Origin of the sequence: Streptomyces sp. NBC_01707, from assembly GCF_041438805.1 — a bacterium.
Classification (GTDB): Bacteria; Actinomycetota; Actinomycetes; order Streptomycetales; family Streptomycetaceae; genus Streptomyces.
Genome location: NZ_CP109190.1, coordinates 5,142,170 through 5,161,008, shown reverse-complemented (window position 1 = coordinate 5,161,008; position 18,839 = coordinate 5,142,170). Strand labels below are relative to the sequence as shown.

The window sequence follows — 18,839 nt, the reverse complement described above, 5'->3', positions numbered from 1 at the left end:
GAATGGAGGGGACAGCATGTACGGCTGGATCTGGAAGCATCTGCCGGGCAATGTGTGGGTGCGCGGGCTCATCTCGCTCGTCCTGGCGCTCGCCGTCGTCTATGTGCTTTTCCAGTACGTCTTCCCGTGGGCCGAGCCGCTGCTTCCGTTCGGGGACGTGACGGTCGACGGCACGAGCGGAACGGGGGCCGGACAGTGAGCGCCCGCATCCTTGTCGTCGACAACTACGACAGTTTTGTCTTCAACCTCGTTCAGTACCTCTACCAGCTCGGCGCCCAGTGCGAAGTACTGCGCAACGACGAGGTGACCACGGCCCATGCCCAGGACGGCTTCGACGGCGTCCTGCTCTCGCCCGGCCCCGGCACCCCCGAGCAGGCCGGTGTCTGCGTCGACATGGTGCGCCACTGTGCTGCGACCGGCGTTCCGGTCTTCGGTGTCTGCCTCGGCATGCAGTCGATGGCCGTGGCGTACGGCGGTGTGGTGGACCGGGCCCCGGAGCTGCTGCACGGCAAGACGTCGCCGGTGACCCACGAGGGCAAGGGAGTCTTCGCCGGACTGCCGTCGCCGTTCACCGCGACCCGCTACCACTCGCTGGCCGCCGAACCGGACACGATCCCGCAGGAGTTGGAGGTCACGGCGCGCACGGCCGACGGCATCATCATGGGCCTGCGCCACCGGGACCTGGCGGTGGAGGGCGTGCAGTTCCATCCGGAGTCGGTGCTGACGGAGTACGGCCATCTGATGCTGGCCAACTGGCTGACGCAGTGCGGTGATGCGGGCGCTGTCGCGAGGTCGGTGGGGCTCGCGCCGGTGGTGGGCAAGGCCGTCGCGTGACCGCACTCCGTCCCGAGCACGACCCCGGACAGGACGGCCCGTACGAGCACCATGCGTACGAGGCCACGGGTGCGTTCGAGGCGGCAGTCGAGCAGTTGGCGGATCCGCTGAACGATCCGCTGCCGGGGCAGCACGCCTCGCCGTGGTTCCCGGCGGAGGACCCTCCGGCGCAGGGGGCGGCCACCGGGGTGGCGCAGGGCGGGCAGGCACAGGCGTCACAAGGGGCTCAAGAGCCCCAGGGGGCGCCGCGCGAGTGGTATGACCCCGAGGGGTACGAACGGGACTGGTACGGGCAGCAGGAGCCCGTCACGGCGTCTTCGCCTCAGCCGCTTTCCCTCCATGACGAGACGGTCGGTCTGCGGTCGGCCGACACCCGGCGCATGGCCGATCGTGCGGTGACTCCACCCGCACCGGCGCCGCGACCGGAGTCGGAGACGGCGTACGTGCCCGAGTACGCACCGGAGCCCGACGTGGACAGCACGGCGGCGGCCGCCGATTCCCGCCCGGAGTCTGCCGAACCCGGACCGCGGACGGATTCACCGGCCGGCGGCCGCGCAGAGCGTCGGCGCGCCGCCAAGGGGCGCGGCCGCCGACGCGCCGACCCGCGGTCGGAAGCCCGGTCGGAATCAACGGCTGCGGACGGAAGACCGCTGACGCGCGTCGAGGCGAGGCGCGCCGCCCGCGCGGCCAAGGACAGCCCTGCCGTCGTCGCCAGCCGGGTCGTGGGCGAGCTGTTCATCTCGCTCGGTGTGCTGATGCTGCTGTTCGTCACGTACCAGCTGTGGTGGACGAATGTGCGTGCGGACCAGATCGCCGGCAACGAGACGCACAAGATCCAGGACGACTGGGCAAAGGGCGACCGCAAGCCCGGGGCGTTCGAGCCGGGGCAGGGCTTCGCCATCATCCACATCCCGAAACTCGACGTGGTCGCGCCGATCGCCGAGGGCACCAGCAAGGAGAAGGTCCTCGACCGCGGGATGGTCGGTCACTACGGCGACGGCGCACTCCGTACGGCGATGCCGTCGGCCGCGCAGGGCAACTTCGCGCTGGCCGGTCACCGCAACACGCACGGTGAACCGTTCCGCTACATCAACAGGCTGCGCAAGGGTGACTCGATCGTGGTCGAGACGCAGGACGCGTACTACACGTACGAGATGACCAGCGTGCTTCCGCAGACGTCACCGTCCAACGTCTCGGTGATCGGGCCGGTGCCACCCGGATCGGGGTTCACAAAGCCCGGCCGCTACATCACTCTGACGACCTGCACGCCCGAATTCACAAGTACGTACCGGTTGATCGTGTGGGGCAAGATGGTCGACGAACGGCCACGCAGCAAGGGGAAGCCCGACGCGCTCGTCGGCTGAACATCATCACAACAGGGACGGGTGCGGTGGCAGCGAGGACCCAGCAGCAGGAAGAACAGACCGACGTGTCCGCGCCCCCGGTGCGGAGCAGGGACCGCCACCCCGTGGCGACCGCGGTCAGTCTCTTCGGTGAGTTGCTGATCACTGCGGGCCTGGTGCTGGGCCTGTTCGTCGTCTACTCCTTGTGGTGGACCAATGTGCTCGCGGACCGCGAGGCCGAGAAGCAGGGGCACACCGTCCGCAACCACTGGGCCGACGGACCCGGCGCCCTCGACACCAAGGACGGCATCGGCTTCCTGCACGTACCCGCGATGAAGAACGGCGAGGTGCTGGTCAAGAAGGGCACCGACACCGAGAACCTCAACGACGGCATCGCCGGCTATTACACGGACCCGGTGAAGTCCGCTCTTCCCTGGGACAAGCAGGGCAACTTCACGCTGGCGGCGCACCGCGACGGGCACGGGGCGAAGTTCCACAACATCGACAAGGTGAAGACGGGCGACGCGGTCGTCTTCGAGACCAAGGACACCTGGTACGTCTACAAGGTCTTCAAGGAGCTCCCCGAGACCACGAAGTACAACGTCAAGGTGCTCCAGCCGGTCCCGAAGGAAGCGGGTGTGAAGAAGCCCGGCCGCTACATCACGCTGACGACGTGCACACCGGTCTACACGTCGAGGTACCGGTACATCGTGTGGGGCGAGTTGGTGCGTACGGAGAAGGTCGACAAGGACCGTACGAAACCGGTTGAGCTGCGTTAGCCGTTACGATGAGTCAGGCCCGAAGTCGCAACTATCCTTTGCGACTTCGGGCCTTCTGCGGTGTGGCTACTACCTGAGAACCTGAAGTGTCGCGCCCGCGCTCCAGGCCTCCAGCAGGCCGCGGTGTACGGCAGTGACGCCGACCTGCAGCGCGATGTCGAGCGCCTCACGAGAGAACGGGCAGGTCGCCACGTACACGGCCACGTCTGCCTGGTGCAGCGTCTTGGTACCGACGAACTTCTGCATCTCGCCGCTCCACACCGAGCGGTAGGGCGCGAAGTTCTTGCACTGGACGACGAGACGCCGCCCGTCGGCCGTGTACGCCGTGATGTCGGCACCGCGGTCGCCACTGCCGCCGTGGATCTCGACGTCGGTGCAGCCGTCCCGACGCAGCAGGCTTGCGATGTGCTGCTCGAACTCCCGCCAGTTCATGGCGTCGATGGAGGCCATGACTCCGGCTAGGGGGCGCTGCTCTCGGGTGCGCTCCAGTCGGTGCAGCCGCTGTTCGTGCTGGGCCAGCTTGCGCTGTACGCGGTGGATGTCCGCGCGCGCCGAGATGAGATCCCGACGCTGCTCGCCCGAGGCCTCGATGAGGGCGTTGAGCATGGGGACGACGGTCTTGCCGAGGATGTGGGTGATGCGGTCGTCGAGGGCGGCGGAGGAGCTGTGGACAGAGTTATCCACAGGATGAGTCCGTGCGGCGTACTCCGTGTCGAGGAGGTACGTACGCACCTGACGTGCGACTTCGCTGTCGCGGAGCAGCATGGCTACGTTGAGGACAGCTCGCCGGGGGAAGAGCGCAAGCGACGCCGTGCGTGACTGGATCCCACTGAGTTGCTTGAAGTAACTCAGTTCCGATCCAGCGAGGACGCGATAGCCGTTGCTTTCGAGCTCTTCGCGATGGTCGAACACCATGGCCCGAATGACGGTTTCGGTCACTTCGAAGTACGAGGCGACCATCGCCGTCGTCACGTGCATGCCGTCCGGAAGAAGAGACAAGGTCTTGACCTTGTCGATGACGTCCGTCCGGCTCACCACGCCATCACGCAATGCCCTCGACTCCAGCAGAGCCGTTTCGTTGATCATGCTCCCGACCTCCTATGTGTGCAGAAGTGAGGCAAGAGCTCGATACCCCGCCCCATCGATTCAACGAATCAGCACATATGAAGACACGATCGGTTTACGACTGCATGTGCGGTATGCCGGTCAGGAGGCGTCGTGGCAGGCACAGCAAAGGGCCCCGGTCACCGTTGAGGTGCCGGGGCCCGATGGGTGGTGCGGTTCGGGGTCAGTCCTGTGAGCCGGACGGGCCGCCGAAGATGTTGCCGTTCCCGTTACCGTTGCCGCCGCCAGTGGTGAGGGTGACGACGGTGGTTGCCGGGTCGGCCTGGGTGCCAGGTGCCGGATCGATGCTGATGACCCGAGCGTTGTCGTCCGTGGCGCTGCCTGGCGTGAACTGGATCTGGGTGAAGCCCTGTGCGGCCAGGAGCTGCTTGGCTTCGCCCACCGTCTTGAACCTGACCTCGGGGATCGGCTTCGTCGCAGGCTGCGTCGGGCCCTTGGAGACCTTCAGGACGATCTGCGTGTCCAGCGGCTTCTTGCCGTCCGGTGCCGGGGTCTGGTCGATGACCTCGCCCGCGGGCTTGTCCGAGTCGACGTCGCTTCGCGAGACATTCTTGAAGCCGACACCGTTGAGCTGGGCCACCGCGGCGTCGTACTGCTTGGTCCTGACATCGGGGACGTTCTGGGTGGCCTGCCTGGCGACCGTGATCTTGACCTCGGACTCCGGCTCGGCCTTCGTGCCGCCCTTGGGGTCCTGGTCGAGTACGGTGCCGGGCTCCGCGGTGGACGATTCGGTCGCTACGACCGTCACCTTGAAGCCCTTGTCCTCCAGGTTCTTACGGGCGTTCTCCTCGGACTTCTCCGTGACGTCCGGGACCTCGACCTTCGGCGCACCGGTGGAGACGACGACCGTGACGGTCTCGTTCTCCCGCATCTGGCCGTCCTTGGGGGTCTGGCTGCAGATCTTCCCCTTGGGCTGGTCGTCGCAGGGTTCCCGCGAGCCGACCTTGAGGAGGACGCCGGCGTTCGTCGCGAGATCCCTCGCCTCGTCCACGCTCGACCCGACCATGTTCGGCACGTCGACCTTGCCGTTGTCGCTGTTGTCGCCGCCGAAGACGGATCTGCCGATCAGGATCGCGCCGATCAGCACCAGAATGCCCGCGGCGATCAGCAGGATCGTCGAGGTGTTGCTCTTCTTCTGGCGTCGGCGGTCCGGGCGGTCGTCGTGTCCGTAGCCGCCGTCGTCCGGGTTGACCGGGGGCAGCATGGAGGTCTGGGCGCCGTGCTGGTCGGCAGCGCGCAGCGCTGTGGTCGGCTGGTCCTGCCCGTAACCGTCGTAGCCGCCGTAGCCGGCCGCGCCCATGGCCGCAGTGGCGGCGACCGGACGTCCGTCGAGGCAGGCCTCGATGTCGGCGCGCATCTCATCGGCCGACTGGTAGCGGTAGTCCGGGTCCTTGACCAGTGCCTTCAACACGATCGCGTCCATTTCGGGCGTGATCTCGGGGTCGAAGTTGCTGGGGGGCTGCGGCTCTTCCCGTACGTGCTGGTAGGCAACCGCGACGGGTGAGTCGCCGATGAACGGCGGCCGGACCGTCAGCAGCTCGTAGAGCAGACAGCCCGTCGAATACAGGTCGGAACGCGCGTCGACCTGCTCCCCCTTGGCCTGCTCCGGGGAGAGGTACTGGGCGGTGCCGATGACGGCCGACGTCTGGGTCATCGTCATGCCGGAGTCACCCATGGCACGGGCGATGCCGAAGTCCATGACCTTGACCTGGCCGGTGCGCGTCAGCATGACGTTCGCCGGTTTGATGTCGCGGTGGACGATGCCTGCCCGGTGCGAGTACTCCAGCGCCTGGAGGATCCCGACCGTCATTTCGAGCGTGCGCTCGGGTAGCAGTCTGCGGCCGGAGTGCAGAAGTTCTCTGAGCGTCGACCCGTCGACGTACTCCATCACGATGTACGGGATGGAGACCCCGTCGACGTAGTCCTCGCCGGTGTCGTAGACGGCAACGATCGCCGGGTGGTTGAGCGAGGCGGCGGACTGGGCCTCACGGCGGAACCGGGCCTGGAAGGACGGGTCGCGGGCGAGATCGGTCCGCAGCGTCTTCACAGCGACGGTGCGGCCGAGCCGGGTGTCGTGAGCGAGGTAGACCTCGGCCATGCCACCACGGCCGAGCACCGAGCCCAGCTCGTACCGGCCGCCGAGGCGACGCGGCTCTTCCATAACTGTTCCAGCCCTCTCCGTCAGTCCCGACCACACCGGTGTGTGGTCCGGCGGTGTGCTGCTCGCGCATACGCTACCGGCCACGCACTACCTGATCGGCCCAGAGCCGTCACCTGATATCTGACCGGTATCCCAATGTGCAGATATGGCGCCCCATGTGATGGGCGTCACTACTTGTTGTCGATGACCGCCTTCATCACATCCCGGGCGATCGGAGCGGCGAGGCCGCCACCGGAGACGTCGTCCCTGTTGGCCTGGCTGTCCTCGACCACTACGGCCACTGCGACCGGGGAGCCACTGGCGGTCTTCGCGTACGAGATGAACCAGGCGTACGGCTTCTCGCTGTTGTTCAGACCGTGCTGGGCGGTACCGGTCTTGCCGCCGACAGTGACGCCGTCTATGAGGGCGTTCTTTCCCGTGCCGCTCTTGACGACGGTCTCCATCATCTGCTGAAGCTTCTGCGCGTTCTCACCCGACAGGGGCTGGCTGAGCTGCTCCTTCTCGTGGGTGTAGATCACGTCGAGGTTAGGAGCCTGCCGCTCGGCGACCATGTACGGCTGCATGAGCTTGCCGTCGTTGGCGACCGCGGCGGCGACCATGGCCATCTGCAGCGGAGTGGCCCGGTTGGACGCCTGGCCGATGCCTGCCATGGCGTTCTGCGGCCGGTTGTCCTTCGGGTAGATGCTCGCGTCGGTGCGGACCGGGGTGAAGATCTCCTTGTTGAAGCCGAACTTGCCGGCTTCGTCCATCATCTTCTGGTTGCCCAGGTCATCACTGATCTTGCCGAAGACGGTGTTGCAGGACATCCGCAGCGCTTCCCGGAGAGAGGCGTTCTCGCACGGGATGTTGCCCTCGTTCTGCAGGACGGTGCTCACCTGCGGGAGCCGGTAGGGCAGCGGGGAGTCCGTCTTGCCGTCGATGTCGGTGTAGAGGCCGTTCTCCAGGGCCGCGGCGGCGGTGACGACCTTGAAGGTCGAGCCGGGCGGGTAGGTCTCGCGCAATGCCCGGTTGAGCATCGGCTTGTCCTTGTCCTTCAGGAGCTTCTGCCAGGCCTTGGTGTCCGTGTCGGAGTTGCCTGCGAAAGTCGAGGGGTCGTACGAGGGGGTGCTGGCGAGGGCCAGGATGGCACCGGTCTGCGGGTCGAGCGCGGCGACGGCGCCCTTCTTGTCGCCCAGTCCCTCGAAGGCGGCCTTCTGGGCGGCGGCGTTGAGCGTCGTGACGATGTTGCCGCCCTGCTTCTTCTCGCCGGTGAACATCGACAGTGTCCGGTCGAAGAAGAGCTGGTCGTCGTTGCCGGTGAGGATGCCGTCCTCGATCTTTTCGAGGAAGTTGGCGTCAAAAGCCTGCGAGGAGTACCCGGTGACCGGCGCCCACATGGGGCCGTCCTTCCAGACCCGCTTGTACTTGAAGTCGCTGCCCTTGGTCTCGACCGAGCTGGTCACGGGGTTGCCGTCGACGATGATGTTGCCCCGCTCATGGGCGTACCGCTCGATGCGGACGCGGCGGTTCTCGTCGCGGGTGTTCAACTCGTCGGCGCGGACGTACTGCAGGTAGTTGGTCCGCACGAGCAGGGCGAGGATGAGGACACCGCAGAAGATCGCGATCCGGCGCAGGGGCTTGTTCACGGTCGGACCACCTGGGTCATCTCGGCATCGGAGGAAGGGGCGGGGGCCGGTGCGGGGCGGCGGGCGGTGTCGCTGATCCGGATCAGGATGCCGATCAGAGCCCAGTTGGCGATCACGGACGAACCACCGGCGGCGAGGAACGGCATCGTCATACCGGTCAGCGGGATGAGCCCCATGACACCGCCGGCGACGACGAAGACCTGGATCGCGAAGGCGCCGGAGAGGCCGATCGCGAGGAGCTTGCCGAACGGGTCGCGGGCGGCGAGTGCGGTGCGCACACCGCGCTCGACGATCAGACCGTAGATCAGCAGGACGGCCATCATTCCGGCGAGGCCGAGCTCTTCGCCGACGGTGGAGAGAACGAAGTCGGCGTTGGCGGCGAAGCCGATCAGGTCGGAGTTGCCCTGGCCCCAGCCGGTGCCGAGGGTGCCGCCCGACCCGAAGGACATGATGGCGTTGGCGATCTGCTCGCAGGCGCCGCTCGTATCGGTGGTGTAGCAGGCGAACGGGTCCATCCAGGCGTTCACGCGGGACTGGACGTGCGGCTCAAAGGTGGCAACGCCGACTGCGCCGGCTGCGGACATCAGCAGACCGAAGACGATCCAGCTGGTTCGTTCCGTGGCGACGTACAGCATGATCACGAACAGGCCGAAGAACAGCAGAGACGTACCGAGGTCGGTCTCGAAGACCAGGATCAGGATCGACAGTCCCCAGATCACGAGGATCGGGCCGAGGTCACGGCCGCGGGGCAGGTACAGGCCCATGAAGCGGCGGCTGGCGAGGGCCAGGGCGTCACGCTTCACCATCAGATAGCCGGAGAAGAACACCGCGATGATGATCTTGGCGAACTCGCCGGGCTGGATGGAGAACGGGCCGAGGCTGATCCAGATCTTGGCGCCGTTCACCGCCGGGAAGAACATCGGCAGGATCAGCAGTACCAGTGCCAGGGCCATGGAGATGTACGTGTAGCGCTGCAGGATGCGATGGTCCTTGAGCACCATCAGTACGGCTACGAACAGGGCGACGCCGATCGCGGAGTACATCAACTGCTTGGGCGCGTCGGGGCTGAAGGCGCCGAACAGCGTCTTGGCTCGCTGAATCAGCCGCGGCGACTGGTCCAGGCGCCAGATCAGCACCAGCCCCAGCCCGTTGAGCAGGGTCGCCAGTGGCAGCAGCAGCGGATCCGCGTACGGAGCGAACTTGCGCACCACGAGGTGGGCGACGCCGCCGAGCAGGATCAGGCCGAGCCCGTATCCGAGCATGCCCGAGGGCAGCTTGCCGTCCATGGCAAGGCCCACATTGGCGTACGCGAACACCGAGATGCCGATGGCGAAAGCCATCAGGCCCAGCTCGGTGTTGCGACGGCTCGGCGCGTCGATCGCGCCGATCGTGGTCGTATTGGTGACAACGCTCATGGTGCTGAAGGCTCCCCTACGGCTTACTGCTTACCGCACTGCGGGACCAGCCTCTGCTCTTCCTCCGAGAGGCTGGGGCCGGGAGTGGGAGTCGCTGTGGTCGGCTTGGTCTTGGTGGCGTCGGACCGGGCGGACGTCTTGGTGACCTCCGAGCCCGTGCCGCCGGCTTCGCCCTCGCCGGTGCGGGCGCTGCTCTCCGCCTCGGCCGCGCGGCGTTGCGCGTCCTTCTTGCAGGCGGATGCCTGGGTCGAGAGCTCACTGATCTTCTCGCGGGCGTCCGTCAGGTTGCCCTCGGCGATGGTCGCCTCGACCTGCTTGCGCTGGTAGGGCGGGAGGTACTTGAGTTCGATCTCGGGGTGGTCCTTCTCGACCTTCGAGAGCGAGACCCACGCGAGGTCCTGGCTGATGCCGCGGAACAGTGCGACGTGTTCGTTCTTGGCGCCCACGTAGAACTGGTTCTGGGTCCAGCGGTAACCGCCGTACGCACCACCGCCGATGACGGCCAGCGCGAGCACGATGTAGAGGGACCTCTTCAGCCACCTGCGGCCGCCACCGGGCTTGACGAAGTCGTCGTCGGTGTAGGCGTCGAAGGAGCCGTTCGGCATTCCGCCGTAGCCGAGGCCGTCACCGCTTCCGGGTGGCCCGAAGCCGCCCGCGGGGGGTGGGACGGGACGGCCGAGGCCGGCCGCGCGTCCGGCGGGGGTCTCCATCGCGCCGCCGTCGTTGAGCTGGGCGGCCTGGTTCTCGGCGACCGCGCCGACGATGACCGGGGTGTCGTTGAGCCGCCCGGCCAGGGTGTCGTTGCTGTCGACGTCGAGGACGTCGGCGACGATGCAGGTGATGTTGTCCGGGCCACCGCCGCGCAGGGCGAGTTGGATGAGCTCCTGGATCGTCTCCTGCGGGCCCTGGTAGCTGGCGAGGGTCTCTTCCATCGTCTGGTGCGAGACGACGCCGGAGAGCCCGTCGGAGCAGATCAAATAGCGGTCGCCGGCCCGGACTTCACGGATGGAGAGGTCGGGTTCGACGTGGTCGCCGCTGCCCAGCGCGCGCATCAGCAGGGAGCGCTGCGGGTGGGTGGTGGCCTCTTCCTCGGTGATCCGGCCCTCGTCGACCAGCCGCTGCACCCAGGTGTGGTCCTGGGTGATCTGGGTGAGTACGCCGTCGCGCAGGAGGTACGCGCGGGAGTCGCCGACGTGGACCAGGCCCAGGCGCTGACCGGTCCAGAGCAGGGCGGTGAGCGTGGTGCCCATGCCCTCCAGCTGGGGGTCCTCCTCGACCATCATGCGCAGTTGGTCGTTGGCACGCTGGACCGCCGTGCCGAGCGAGGTGAGGATGTCCGAACCAGGCACGTCGTCGTCGAGCTGGACGAGCGTGGAGATCACCTCGGAGCTGGCGACCTCACCGGCCGCCTGACCGCCCATGCCGTCGGCGATGGCGAGAAGGCGTGGACCGGCATAGCCGGAGTCCTCGTTGCCCTCCCGGATCATGCCCTTGTGCGATCCGGCGGCGAAGCGCAGGGACAGACTCATGCGCACCTCGCCCGTCGGCTCGGGGTACAGCCGGTCTCGAGCCACACTGCCCACCCTCCGGTCGGGAGCCGGGCCGGGTCCGTTGCCCGGACGGCCGCGGCTCGCTCGCTCCGCTCGCTCATTGTCGTACTACTTCCGCAGCTCGATGACGGTCTTGCCGATCCGGATCGGCGCGCCCAGCGGAACAGGCGTCGGGGTGGTGAGACGGGTCCGGTCGAGATACGTGCCGTTGGTGGACCCGAGATCCTCGACGATCCACTGGCCGTCACGGTCGGGGTAGATCCTGGCATGCCTGCTGGACGCGTAGTCGTCGTCCAGCACGATCGTTGAGTCGTGGGCCCGTCCCAGGGTGATGGTCTGCCCCTGGAGCGCCACCGTGGTGCCGGTGAGGGTGCCCTCGGAGACGACCAGCTTTGTCGGTGCCCCCCGGCGCTGGCGGCCGGGCTGCTGGCGTTGCTGCGGTGGTGCCGCGGCAGATTGGCGTGCCTGTTGCGGACGTGCGTCGCTCGCACTGCGGCGTGAGCCGCGTTGCGTGACGCGCGTTCCGAACAGGTCGCTGCGGATGACCTGGACGGCCACGATCACGAACAGCCACAGAACGGCCAGGAAACCTAGCCGCATGACCGTCAGGGTCAGCTCTGACATTGCCCCCGCTTCACCCTTCGGCTTGCCGGTAAACGATGGTGGTGCTACCCACGACGATCCGCGAGCCGTCGCGGAGCGTAGCGCGGGTTGTGTGCTGCCCGTCTACCACGATGCCGTTGGTAGACCCGAGATCCTGGATCGTCGAGGGCGTTCCGGTCCGGATCTCACAGTGCCGGCGCGATACGCCGGGGTCGTCGATCCGCACGTCGGCTTCGGTGCTGCGTCCCAGCACCAGCGTCGGGCGGGAGATCTGATGGCGGGTGCCGTTGATCTCGATCCAGCGTCGCACCTGCGCGCTCGGCATGACGCCGGGCGCGGCCGGCGGTCGCCGGTCGGTGGTGGGTGCTCCGGGACGGCCGCCGCCCGGCGGCGGGGCCGCGGGCATGGGCGGGACGGAGCTGGGAGGGTAGCCGTAGCCGCCGGTGGGCTGAGGGGCGGCGGGCCGCCCCTGGCCCGGGTGGCCGGACTGTCCCAGGTGGCCCTGAGCGGCCTGCTGGCCCTGCTGTGACGAACTCGACGCAAGCGTGCGGCTCCGTACGCGGTAGAGCCCGGTGTCGAGATCGTCGGCCTTCTCCAGGTGGACCTTGATGGGTCCCATGAAGGTGTAGCGCTGCTGCTTGGCGTAGTCCCGGACCAGACCGGAGAGCTCGTCGCCGAGTTGGCCGGAGTACGGGCTGAGGCGCTCGTAGTCCGGGGCGCTGAGCTCGACGATGAAGTCATTGGGGACGACGGTTCGCTCGCGGTTCCAGATCGTTGCGTTGTTGTCGCACTCGCGCTGGAGGGCACCCGCGATCTCGACCGGCTGGACCTCGGACTTGAACACCTTGGCGAAGGTGCCGTTGACCAGACCTTCGAGACGCTGCTCGAAACGCTTCATGACTCCCATGGGGCACCTCCTCCGGTGTTCTCGTCCCTGTACTGCTTACTGATCGTATCCACGCGTCGGGAAATCGGCTGGTTCCCCTTCTCTGCCCTGTGGATGAGTGTCACCTCTCACACGGATCGTAGAGGTGGTGTCCTGACAGTGTCCCGCACCTCGGGTGTGCTGAGGAGGAGTGGGGGGCGGTGGTCGCGCGTTCCCGCTGTCCGTCATTCGTTCTGCATCCGTCCGCGAAACAACGGATGTGAATCCACCCTGTCCAGCGTGCTAATCTTCCGGATGTCGCCAGGCGCTCACACCAACAGGTGAGAGAGTCTGAAAACACCACTCATGCGCGAGTGGCGGAACGGCAGACGCGCTGGCTTCAGGTGCCAGTGTCCTTAGGGACGTGGGGGTTCAAATCCCCCCTCGCGCACAAGAGAGAAGCCCCACAGGCCAACGGCCTGTGGGGCTTCTCCGTTCCCCGGTGGATTCGGCGCGTTGTTTCACGTGAAACGCCCGATTCGGGGTGTTCCGGGTGAGTGGGTGTTCCGATGTGTACGAGCGTGACGAAGGGCCGGCGCCCGCGGAGGTCGACTACTCCGCGGGCACCGGCCCTTCGTCATTGCATGGCTCAGGCCGCGAGGCGGGCGGCGAGGGCCTTGGCCTTCTCCGCGGCATCGGTGAACGCCTTGGCGCGGGAAGCCTCGGCAAGGGGGATGAGCTCGGCCATCGCCGGCTGGGAGTGGGCCATCGTCAGCTCCGGAACGATGAAGTCGACCTCGGCGCCGAACATGCTCGTCAGCAGCTTCTCCAGGTAGTTCTGGACGAACTCGGAGTCCGCGCGCGGCGTGCCGGGAGCGTATGAACCGCCGCGGCTGGCGACGACGGTGACGGGGGTGCCGGTCACCGGGCTGTCGGGGCCTGCGTTGTGGCCGACGATGATCACCTGGTCGAGCCAGGCCTTCAGGGTGGACGGAATGCTGAAGTTGTACATCGGCGCGCCGATCAGTACGGCGTCCGCCGCTGCGAGTTCGGCGGCGAGCTCGCTGCGCAGCGGGTCCCCGGCGCCGGCGGCGGCCGCGGCGGCGTCCAGGTGGGGCAGCGGGTTCGCGGCGAGGTCGCGGTAGACGACCTGACCGTCAGGGTGCTGCTCGCGCCACGTCTGGACGAAGGTGGCGGTGACCTCGCGCGACGCGGATCCCTGGGGGAAGACGGCGGAGTCGAGGTGCAGGAGCGTGGCCATGGGGGTCTCCACGGATATCTAGGGATGACGCCCGACCTGACAGGAGGGCGTCCTTTTCGTACGTACCTAGTAATAGCATAGGCCCTTACTATTCGTAAGTCCCGCACAGCGACGCAGTAGTCTGGGTGTATGGCGGAGCACAGCGAACAGGCGTGTCGGCGGGTCGACGTGGGCATCACGCGCGTTTTCGAGCTGTTCGGGAAGCGCTGGACGGGCCCGATCGTGTCCGTGCTCATGCAGCATCCGGTGCACTTCGCCGATCTGCGACGGGCGATTCCGGGCATCAGTGAGCGCATGCTCTCGGACCGGCTGTCCGAGCTCGGTGCTGCCGGGCTGGTGGTCCGCGAGGTCGACGAGGGGCCGCCGCTGCGGGTCTCGTACCGCCTCACGCAGGCGGGCGCCGCGATGGAGCCCGCGCTCAAGGAGCTGGCGCTCTGGTCGAAGACGTACCTCGCGGACGACGGCGGCTGCTAGCGGCTCAGGCTCCTGCGGTTGGAGCCTCTGCGGGCAGGGCTATGACTGCCGGGGTGCGTCCCGGGTGGCCGTCCCGCCCGACGAGTTGTAGCGCAGCAGATACTCCGCGAACCGGGCCAGGTCGTCCGCCGTCCACTCCGCGAGGCGTTCCTGATAGGCCGCGCGACGGCTGGCCTGCGTCGAGGCAAGGGCCCGGGTCCCGGCTTCGGTGGGATGCAGCACCTGGATGCGGTGGTCCGCCGGGTCCTGGCGGCGCTCCACCAGGCCGAGCTTCTCCAGGGTGCCGATCTGTCGGCTGACCGTCGACTTGTCCAGCATGTAGTGCGCCGCCAGGTCGGTGGCACGGCAGCCGTGCTGGTCGTCGATGTGTGCCAGCAGTGTGTACGAGACCAGGGGCAGCTCGGGATGGAGACGGGCTGCGGCGGCGCGCGCTCGGCGTGCGAACGCGGTCAGTTCCCGCTGGATGACATCCAGTGACTCTTCGCGTTCCCGGGGGGTGCCTGTCACGGAGCTCACCTTTCTGAAATTGCAGTTGTATAGTACAACGGATTGAGGAGTTGTAAAAGCCAACCATTGGAGTTCCGATGTCCACAGGCCAGAGTGCCGCCGCCGGCTCCACCGCAGGCGCCCTGCGCCACGTGCTGAGCCATCTCGTCACTCCACTGCTGATGTGTATCGGTATGGGGCTCGCCTACCTGGGGGCGTTCCACGCTCCGGAACCGCACGACCTACGGGTGGACGTGGTGGGGTCGGGGCCGACGGCCCAGGTGCTCGCACAGACACTGCAGGACAAGGGCGACGGGGCACTGAGCGTGCGTACCGTCGCCGATCGGGCCACTGCTGTGAACGACCTCAAGACACAGGAGAGTTACGGCGCCTACCTGCCGGGGAAGCACCCCGGACTGCTGGTGGCCACCGCCTCCTCGGACACCAGCGCCACGGTGGTCGAGAAGGTCTTCACGAAGGTGGCGGCCGCGCAGGGCGACCCACTCGAGGTGACGGACACGGCGCCGACCGCGGACGGCGATCCCACCGGCCAGGGAATCTTCTTCCTCCTCGTCGCGGTGAGCATCGGGTCGTACGCATCCGTCGCGGTGATCGGTGGCGCGGGCGCGGCGCTTGCGCTGCGGATCAGGGCGGCGCTGGTCGTCGGCGCCTCGCTGATGGTGAGCGCGATCGGTGCCGCTTTCGCGGGGCCGCTGTTCGGCCTGGTGGATCACGGACTCGGCGGCGTCTGGGCGATGGCGTGGCTCTACTCGGCGGGCATCCTGACGGTCGGGGTCGGGCTGCACACGTTCTTGAAGCGGTGGACGACGCTCGGCGTGATGGTGCTGTTCGTGATGCTCAACTTCACCAGTTCCGGCGGCATCTTCCGGCCCGAACTGCAGCCCGGCTTCTTCGGTTCGCTGCACGCCTTCTGGAACGGTGCGGGCTTCGTCGAGGGTGTACGCAGCCATGTGTACTTCGGCGGGTACGCGCTCGGCGGACATGTGCTGGTGCTCACTCTGTGGCTCGTGGCGGGGCTGGCCGTGATGGGCGTGGCCGGGCTGGCCGAGGCGAAGCGGCGGAGCGTTGCCGCGGATGCTCAGGGCGCGGCCGGGTCCCGGCACCGGGCCGGGGCGGAGAGCCGGTCGGTGGCAGGGAGCGGTTCCGGGCCGGGGAGCCTGTCCGTGGCCGGGCGTCGGTCCGAGGCCGAGGCGGGCGAGGAGCTGGAGGAAGAGCTCGAGGAAACCGTCGGCGTCTGACCAGCACAGGGCGTTGTCCACAGGCGTCTGCTTCGGTTTTCCACAGGGGCAGACGCCCGTCGGCGGACGGCGGTACCGTCGTCGCCAGTTGATGTTGGACAAGGACGCCGGTCGAGGGCGGGGGAGGCTGCGTGCCATGGATCAGTTCGAGGCGACGGTGCCGGTGCAGCGGGCTGTGACGGATGGTCCGCGCATTCCGGTCGTGCCCGGGTTCGCGCGGCGCGCGGCCGTGGTGGAGCAGAGTGCGCCGCAGTCGCCCCGAGCGGCGGGCAAGGCGTTGCGTGACCGGGTGCCCAGGGCCTCGCACGACTCCCTTGTCCTTCCTTCCGGTCGGCCCGACGCGGTCCAGGCGGTCGAGGAGTCGAACCGGGGCCGCGTCCCCGGCCTCGCGCCGATCCGGGTGGGGCGGATGGCTGCCACGCCGTTCGCGTTCTTGCGGGGTTCGGCCGGGCTGATGGCCCATGACCTGATGGGCACACCCGTGACGGGGGTGGGTGCTCAGCTCTGCGGCGATGCGCATGCGGCCAACTTCGGGCTGTACGGCGATGCGCGGGGCAGCCTGGTCATCGATCTGAACGACTTCGACGAGACCGTGTTCGGCCCGTGGGAGTGGGACCTGAAGCGGCTCGCCACGTCACTGGTGCTCGCGGGGCGCGAGGCCGGGGCGGACGAGGACACCTGCCGCCAGGGCGCGTACGACACGGTGGGCGCGTACCGGCGGACGATGCGGCTGCTGGCCAGGCTTCCCGCCCTCGATGCCTGGAATGCCATCGCCGATGAGGAGCTCGTCTCGCACACGGACGCGCGGGATCTGCTCGGCACACTGGAGCGGGTCTCGCAGAAGGCCCGCAACAACACCAGCGCTCGCTTCGCCGCGAAGTCCACGGAGGAGTCCGAGGGCGGCGGACGCCGCTTCGTCGACGCACCGCCGGTGCTGCGGCGGGTGCCGGATGCGGAGGCCGCCGCGGTGGCGGCGGGGCTCGGCGACTATGTGAGCACGATCTCGCAGGACCGGGTGCCGCTGCTCGCCCGGTACGCGATCCACGATGTGGCGTTCCGGGTGGTCGGCACGGGGAGCGTCGGCACCCGGTCGTACGTCGTGCTGTTGCTCGACCACCGGGGCGAGCCGCTGGTGCTGCAGGTGAAGGAGGCGCGGCCGTCCGCGCTGGCGCCCTATCTGCCGGCCGTCGGGTTCGACGTGCCGGAGGCGGCGCACGAGGGACGGCGGGTGGTCCTCGGGCAGAAGCGGATGCAGGTCGTCAGCGACATTCTGCTGGGGTGGGCGACCGTGGACGGCCGGCAGTTCCAGGTGCGGCAGTTCCGGAACCGCAAGGGCAGTGTGGACCCGGTGGCCCTGACGGCCGACCAGGTCGACGACTACGGGCGGATGACGGGTGCGCTGCTGGCGCGGGCCCATGCGCACAGCGCCGACCCGCGGCTGATCGCGGGGTACTGCGGGAAGAACGACGAGTTGGACGAGGCGATGGCGGACTTCGCGGTGACGTACGCGGACCGTACGGAAGCCGACCATGCGGAGTTGGTGCGGGCCGTCGGTTCGGGCCGAATAGCGGCCGAGCTCGGGGTGTGAGGCGCGGTTCCGCCGACCGCGCGTCCTCGCGGCGCGGGGTGGGGCCATACGCTGGACGGGTGACCCACGAAGCCGCCGGGGTGCCGACCACCCGGAACGACGATGACCGGCAGGACAACGACCGGCAGCACGAGCAGCAGGTGCCGTACGAGCAGCATGCGGCGGGCGCGCAGCCTGGGCGCAGGGCCGACGAGGGTCCGGGCGCCGGTGCGGATGCCGGCAGTGCTGCCGACGGGGCGCGCCCCGAGGCGCGGCTGGCGAAGGCTGTGCGGGTGGCGGAGCAGGCGCTGATCGAGTTCGAGATCGCCGTGGAGACCTTCCGGGTCGAGGTCGAGAACTTCTCCCGGCTGCACCACCAGAAGCTCGGCCCGATGTACGCCCGCCTCGACGAGCTCGATGCGCAGATCGCGGAGGCCCGGGCCGCCAGGACCGGTGACCCCGAGGACCTGCGGAAGGCGCAGGAAGCGCGGGCGCTCGTGATGCCGATGCCGGGTGTCGAGGAGCTGTTCCACGACTGGATCGACTCCGATGGGCTGTCCCCCGAGGCGGCGGCCATGCTGACCGAGCAGCCGGTCCGGCCGCCCAAGCGGGTCCGGCCGACCGAGGAGGCGCGCAAGCTCTACCGCGAGCTGGCGCGCAAGGCCCACCCGGATCTGGCCCAGGACGAGACGGAGCGGGCACGCCGGGACGAATTCATCACGCGCGTCAATGCCGCTTACGGGCGCGGGGACGAAGCGCTGCTGAAGGAGCTGGCGCAGGAGTGGGCTGCCGGACCGGCCACACAGCGGGCGGAGCTCAGCGAGAGTGAGGAGCTCTACGCCAGGCTGGACTGGCTGACCCAGCGCAAGGAGCTGCTGACGGTCCTTGCCCAGGAGCTGGAGGAGAGCGCGATCGGGGCCATGCTCCGGATGGCGCCCGACGATCCGGACCGGTTGCTCGACGAGATCGCCGAGCAGCTGCTGGGCGAGGTGTCGCAGCGCGAGTCGGAGCTTGCGGGGCTGGTGCAGTAGCGTTTCTTGTGACTCGGGAGCGTGACTCCGGAGCGTACGCACGAGAGAAGGCATGACCCATGAATTTCGCTCCGCTGCCCTCGGTGGATGTCGCGGCGGTGCCGTCGGACGGCCTGGTGCTGGACGTCCGGGAGAACGACGAATGGGCCGCCGGGCATGTCGAAGGTGCCCTGCACATTCCGATGAGTGACTTCGTCGGCCGTTTCGGTGAGCTGACCGAGGCGGCCGAGGACGGTCGGCGCGTTCATGTGATGTGCCGGGTCGGTGGCCGGTCCGCCCAGGTCACCCAGTACCTGGTGCAGCAGGGCATCGACGCCGTGAACATCGATGGCGGGATGCTCGCCTGGGACGGTGCCGGACGTCCGATGGTCACCGACAACGGCACCCCGGCCTTCGTTCTCTGACCTGGCCGGGGTCCCGTCGGGTCCGCCTCGGTCGGTACGAGGTCGGGCCCGTGGTTC

Annotated in this window: 18 protein-coding genes and 1 tRNA gene; 10 read left to right on the top strand and 9 right to left on the bottom strand. The window is 68.1% G+C overall.

Annotated features, from left to right (window positions below; all coding sequences use genetic code 11):
* Nucleotides 1-16: 16 nt before the first annotated feature.
* From OG963_RS23185 to OG963_RS23170, 4 genes are read left to right on the top strand one after another with little or no spacing between them, the layout of a single operon-like run.
* Nucleotides 17-199 carry a hypothetical protein gene (locus OG963_RS23185; RefSeq protein WP_030930420.1) on the top strand — a complete coding sequence of 61 codons (183 nt, stop codon included), beginning with the start codon at nt 17-19 and terminating at the stop codon, nt 197-199.
* Nucleotides 196-834: an aminodeoxychorismate/anthranilate synthase component II gene (locus OG963_RS23180; RefSeq protein WP_030930417.1), complete on the top strand. Its 639-nt coding sequence runs from the start codon at nt 196-198 to the stop codon at nt 832-834. The genes OG963_RS23185 and OG963_RS23180 overlap by 4 nt, the downstream gene beginning before the upstream one ends.
* Nucleotides 831-2,198: a class E sortase gene (locus OG963_RS23175; RefSeq protein WP_093773798.1), complete on the top strand. Its 1,368-nt coding sequence runs from the start codon at nt 831-833 to the stop codon at nt 2,196-2,198. Before OG963_RS23180 ends, OG963_RS23175 begins: the two co-directional genes overlap by 4 nt.
* 26 nt (nt 2,199-2,224) lie before the next feature.
* Nucleotides 2,225-2,956: a class E sortase gene (locus OG963_RS23170; RefSeq protein ID WP_030930410.1), complete on the top strand. Its 732-nt coding sequence runs from the start codon at nt 2,225-2,227 to the stop codon at nt 2,954-2,956.
* A 69-nt stretch (nt 2,957-3,025) separates the two neighbouring features.
* Here OG963_RS23170 and OG963_RS23165 read toward each other — a convergent pair whose 3' ends face one another.
* The 7 genes from OG963_RS23165 to OG963_RS23135 form a co-directional block, all read right to left on the bottom strand.
* Entirely contained in the window at nt 3,026-4,042 is a 1,017-nt protein-coding gene (locus tag OG963_RS23165; protein ID WP_093931449.1) for a restriction endonuclease, read from the bottom strand.
* A gap of 202 nt (nt 4,043-4,244) precedes the next feature.
* Nucleotides 4,245-6,242 (bottom strand): Stk1 family PASTA domain-containing Ser/Thr kinase, encoded by a 1,998-nt coding sequence (gene pknB, locus OG963_RS23160; RefSeq protein WP_319325355.1) that lies wholly within the window; start codon nt 6,240-6,242, stop codon nt 4,245-4,247.
* 170 nt (nt 6,243-6,412) lie between these two features.
* Nucleotides 6,413-7,867 carry a penicillin-binding transpeptidase domain-containing protein gene (locus OG963_RS23155; protein WP_030930400.1) on the bottom strand — a complete coding sequence of 485 codons (1,455 nt, stop codon included), beginning with the start codon at nt 7,865-7,867 and terminating at the stop codon, nt 6,413-6,415.
* The gene (locus OG963_RS23150; RefSeq protein ID WP_093773792.1) at nt 7,864-9,282 is read right to left on the bottom strand and encodes an FtsW/RodA/SpoVE family cell cycle protein; all 1,419 of its coding nucleotides are present in this window, start codon (nt 9,280-9,282) and stop codon (nt 7,864-7,866) included. The genes OG963_RS23155 and OG963_RS23150 overlap by 4 nt, the downstream gene beginning before the upstream one ends.
* Nucleotides 9,283-9,305: 23 nt before the next feature.
* Entirely contained in the window at nt 9,306-10,811 is a 1,506-nt protein-coding gene (locus OG963_RS23145) for a Stp1/IreP family PP2C-type Ser/Thr phosphatase (protein ID WP_093774143.1), read from the bottom strand.
* A 129-nt stretch (nt 10,812-10,940) separates the two neighbouring features.
* The gene (locus tag OG963_RS23140) at nt 10,941-11,456 is read right to left on the bottom strand and encodes an FHA domain-containing protein (protein WP_030930391.1); all 516 of its coding nucleotides are present in this window, start codon (nt 11,454-11,456) and stop codon (nt 10,941-10,943) included.
* A gap of 10 nt (nt 11,457-11,466) precedes the next feature.
* The gene (locus OG963_RS23135; protein WP_093773790.1) at nt 11,467-12,342 is read right to left on the bottom strand and encodes a DUF3662 and FHA domain-containing protein; all 876 of its coding nucleotides are present in this window, start codon (nt 12,340-12,342) and stop codon (nt 11,467-11,469) included.
* Between the two features lie 326 nt (nt 12,343-12,668).
* On the opposite strand from OG963_RS23135, the gene OG963_RS23130 reads away from it, so the two are divergent.
* Nucleotides 12,669-12,751 (top strand) — tRNA-Leu (locus OG963_RS23130).
* A 198-nt stretch (nt 12,752-12,949) separates the two neighbouring features.
* On the opposite strand, the gene OG963_RS23125 is transcribed toward OG963_RS23130, so the two are convergent.
* Nucleotides 12,950-13,561, bottom strand: coding sequence for an FMN-dependent NADH-azoreductase (locus OG963_RS23125; protein WP_030930385.1), 612 nt, complete (start codon nt 13,559-13,561; stop codon nt 12,950-12,952).
* Between the two features lie 129 nt (nt 13,562-13,690).
* On the opposite strand from OG963_RS23125, the gene OG963_RS23120 reads away from it, so the two are divergent.
* Nucleotides 13,691-14,035: a helix-turn-helix domain-containing protein gene (locus tag OG963_RS23120; RefSeq protein WP_030972465.1), complete on the top strand. Its 345-nt coding sequence runs from the start codon at nt 13,691-13,693 to the stop codon at nt 14,033-14,035.
* A 39-nt stretch (nt 14,036-14,074) separates the two neighbouring features.
* Here the strand turns inward: OG963_RS23120 and OG963_RS23115 are convergent, their stop codons facing one another.
* Nucleotides 14,075-14,542 (bottom strand): MarR family winged helix-turn-helix transcriptional regulator, encoded by a 468-nt coding sequence (locus OG963_RS23115; RefSeq protein ID WP_371799403.1) that lies wholly within the window; start codon nt 14,540-14,542, stop codon nt 14,075-14,077.
* A gap of 77 nt (nt 14,543-14,619) precedes the next feature.
* On the opposite strand from OG963_RS23115, the gene OG963_RS23110 reads away from it, so the two are divergent.
* The 4 genes from OG963_RS23110 to OG963_RS23095 all read left to right on the top strand — a co-directional run bounded on the left by OG963_RS23110 (nt 14,620) and on the right by OG963_RS23095 (nt 18,782).
* Nucleotides 14,620-15,780, top strand: coding sequence for a hypothetical protein (locus OG963_RS23110; protein WP_319325356.1), 1,161 nt, complete (start codon nt 14,620-14,622; stop codon nt 15,778-15,780).
* Nucleotides 15,781-15,916: 136 nt separating this feature from the next.
* The gene (locus tag OG963_RS23105) at nt 15,917-17,368 is read left to right on the top strand and encodes a DUF2252 domain-containing protein (protein ID WP_371799402.1); all 1,452 of its coding nucleotides are present in this window, start codon (nt 15,917-15,919) and stop codon (nt 17,366-17,368) included.
* Nucleotides 17,369-17,427: 59 nt separating this feature from the next.
* Nucleotides 17,428-18,378 carry a hypothetical protein gene (locus OG963_RS23100; protein ID WP_093773784.1) on the top strand — a complete coding sequence of 317 codons (951 nt, stop codon included), beginning with the start codon at nt 17,428-17,430 and terminating at the stop codon, nt 18,376-18,378.
* 59 nt (nt 18,379-18,437) lie between these two features.
* Nucleotides 18,438-18,782, top strand: coding sequence for a rhodanese-like domain-containing protein (locus OG963_RS23095; protein ID WP_030930368.1), 345 nt, complete (start codon nt 18,438-18,440; stop codon nt 18,780-18,782).
* Nucleotides 18,783-18,839: the final 57 nt, after the last annotated feature.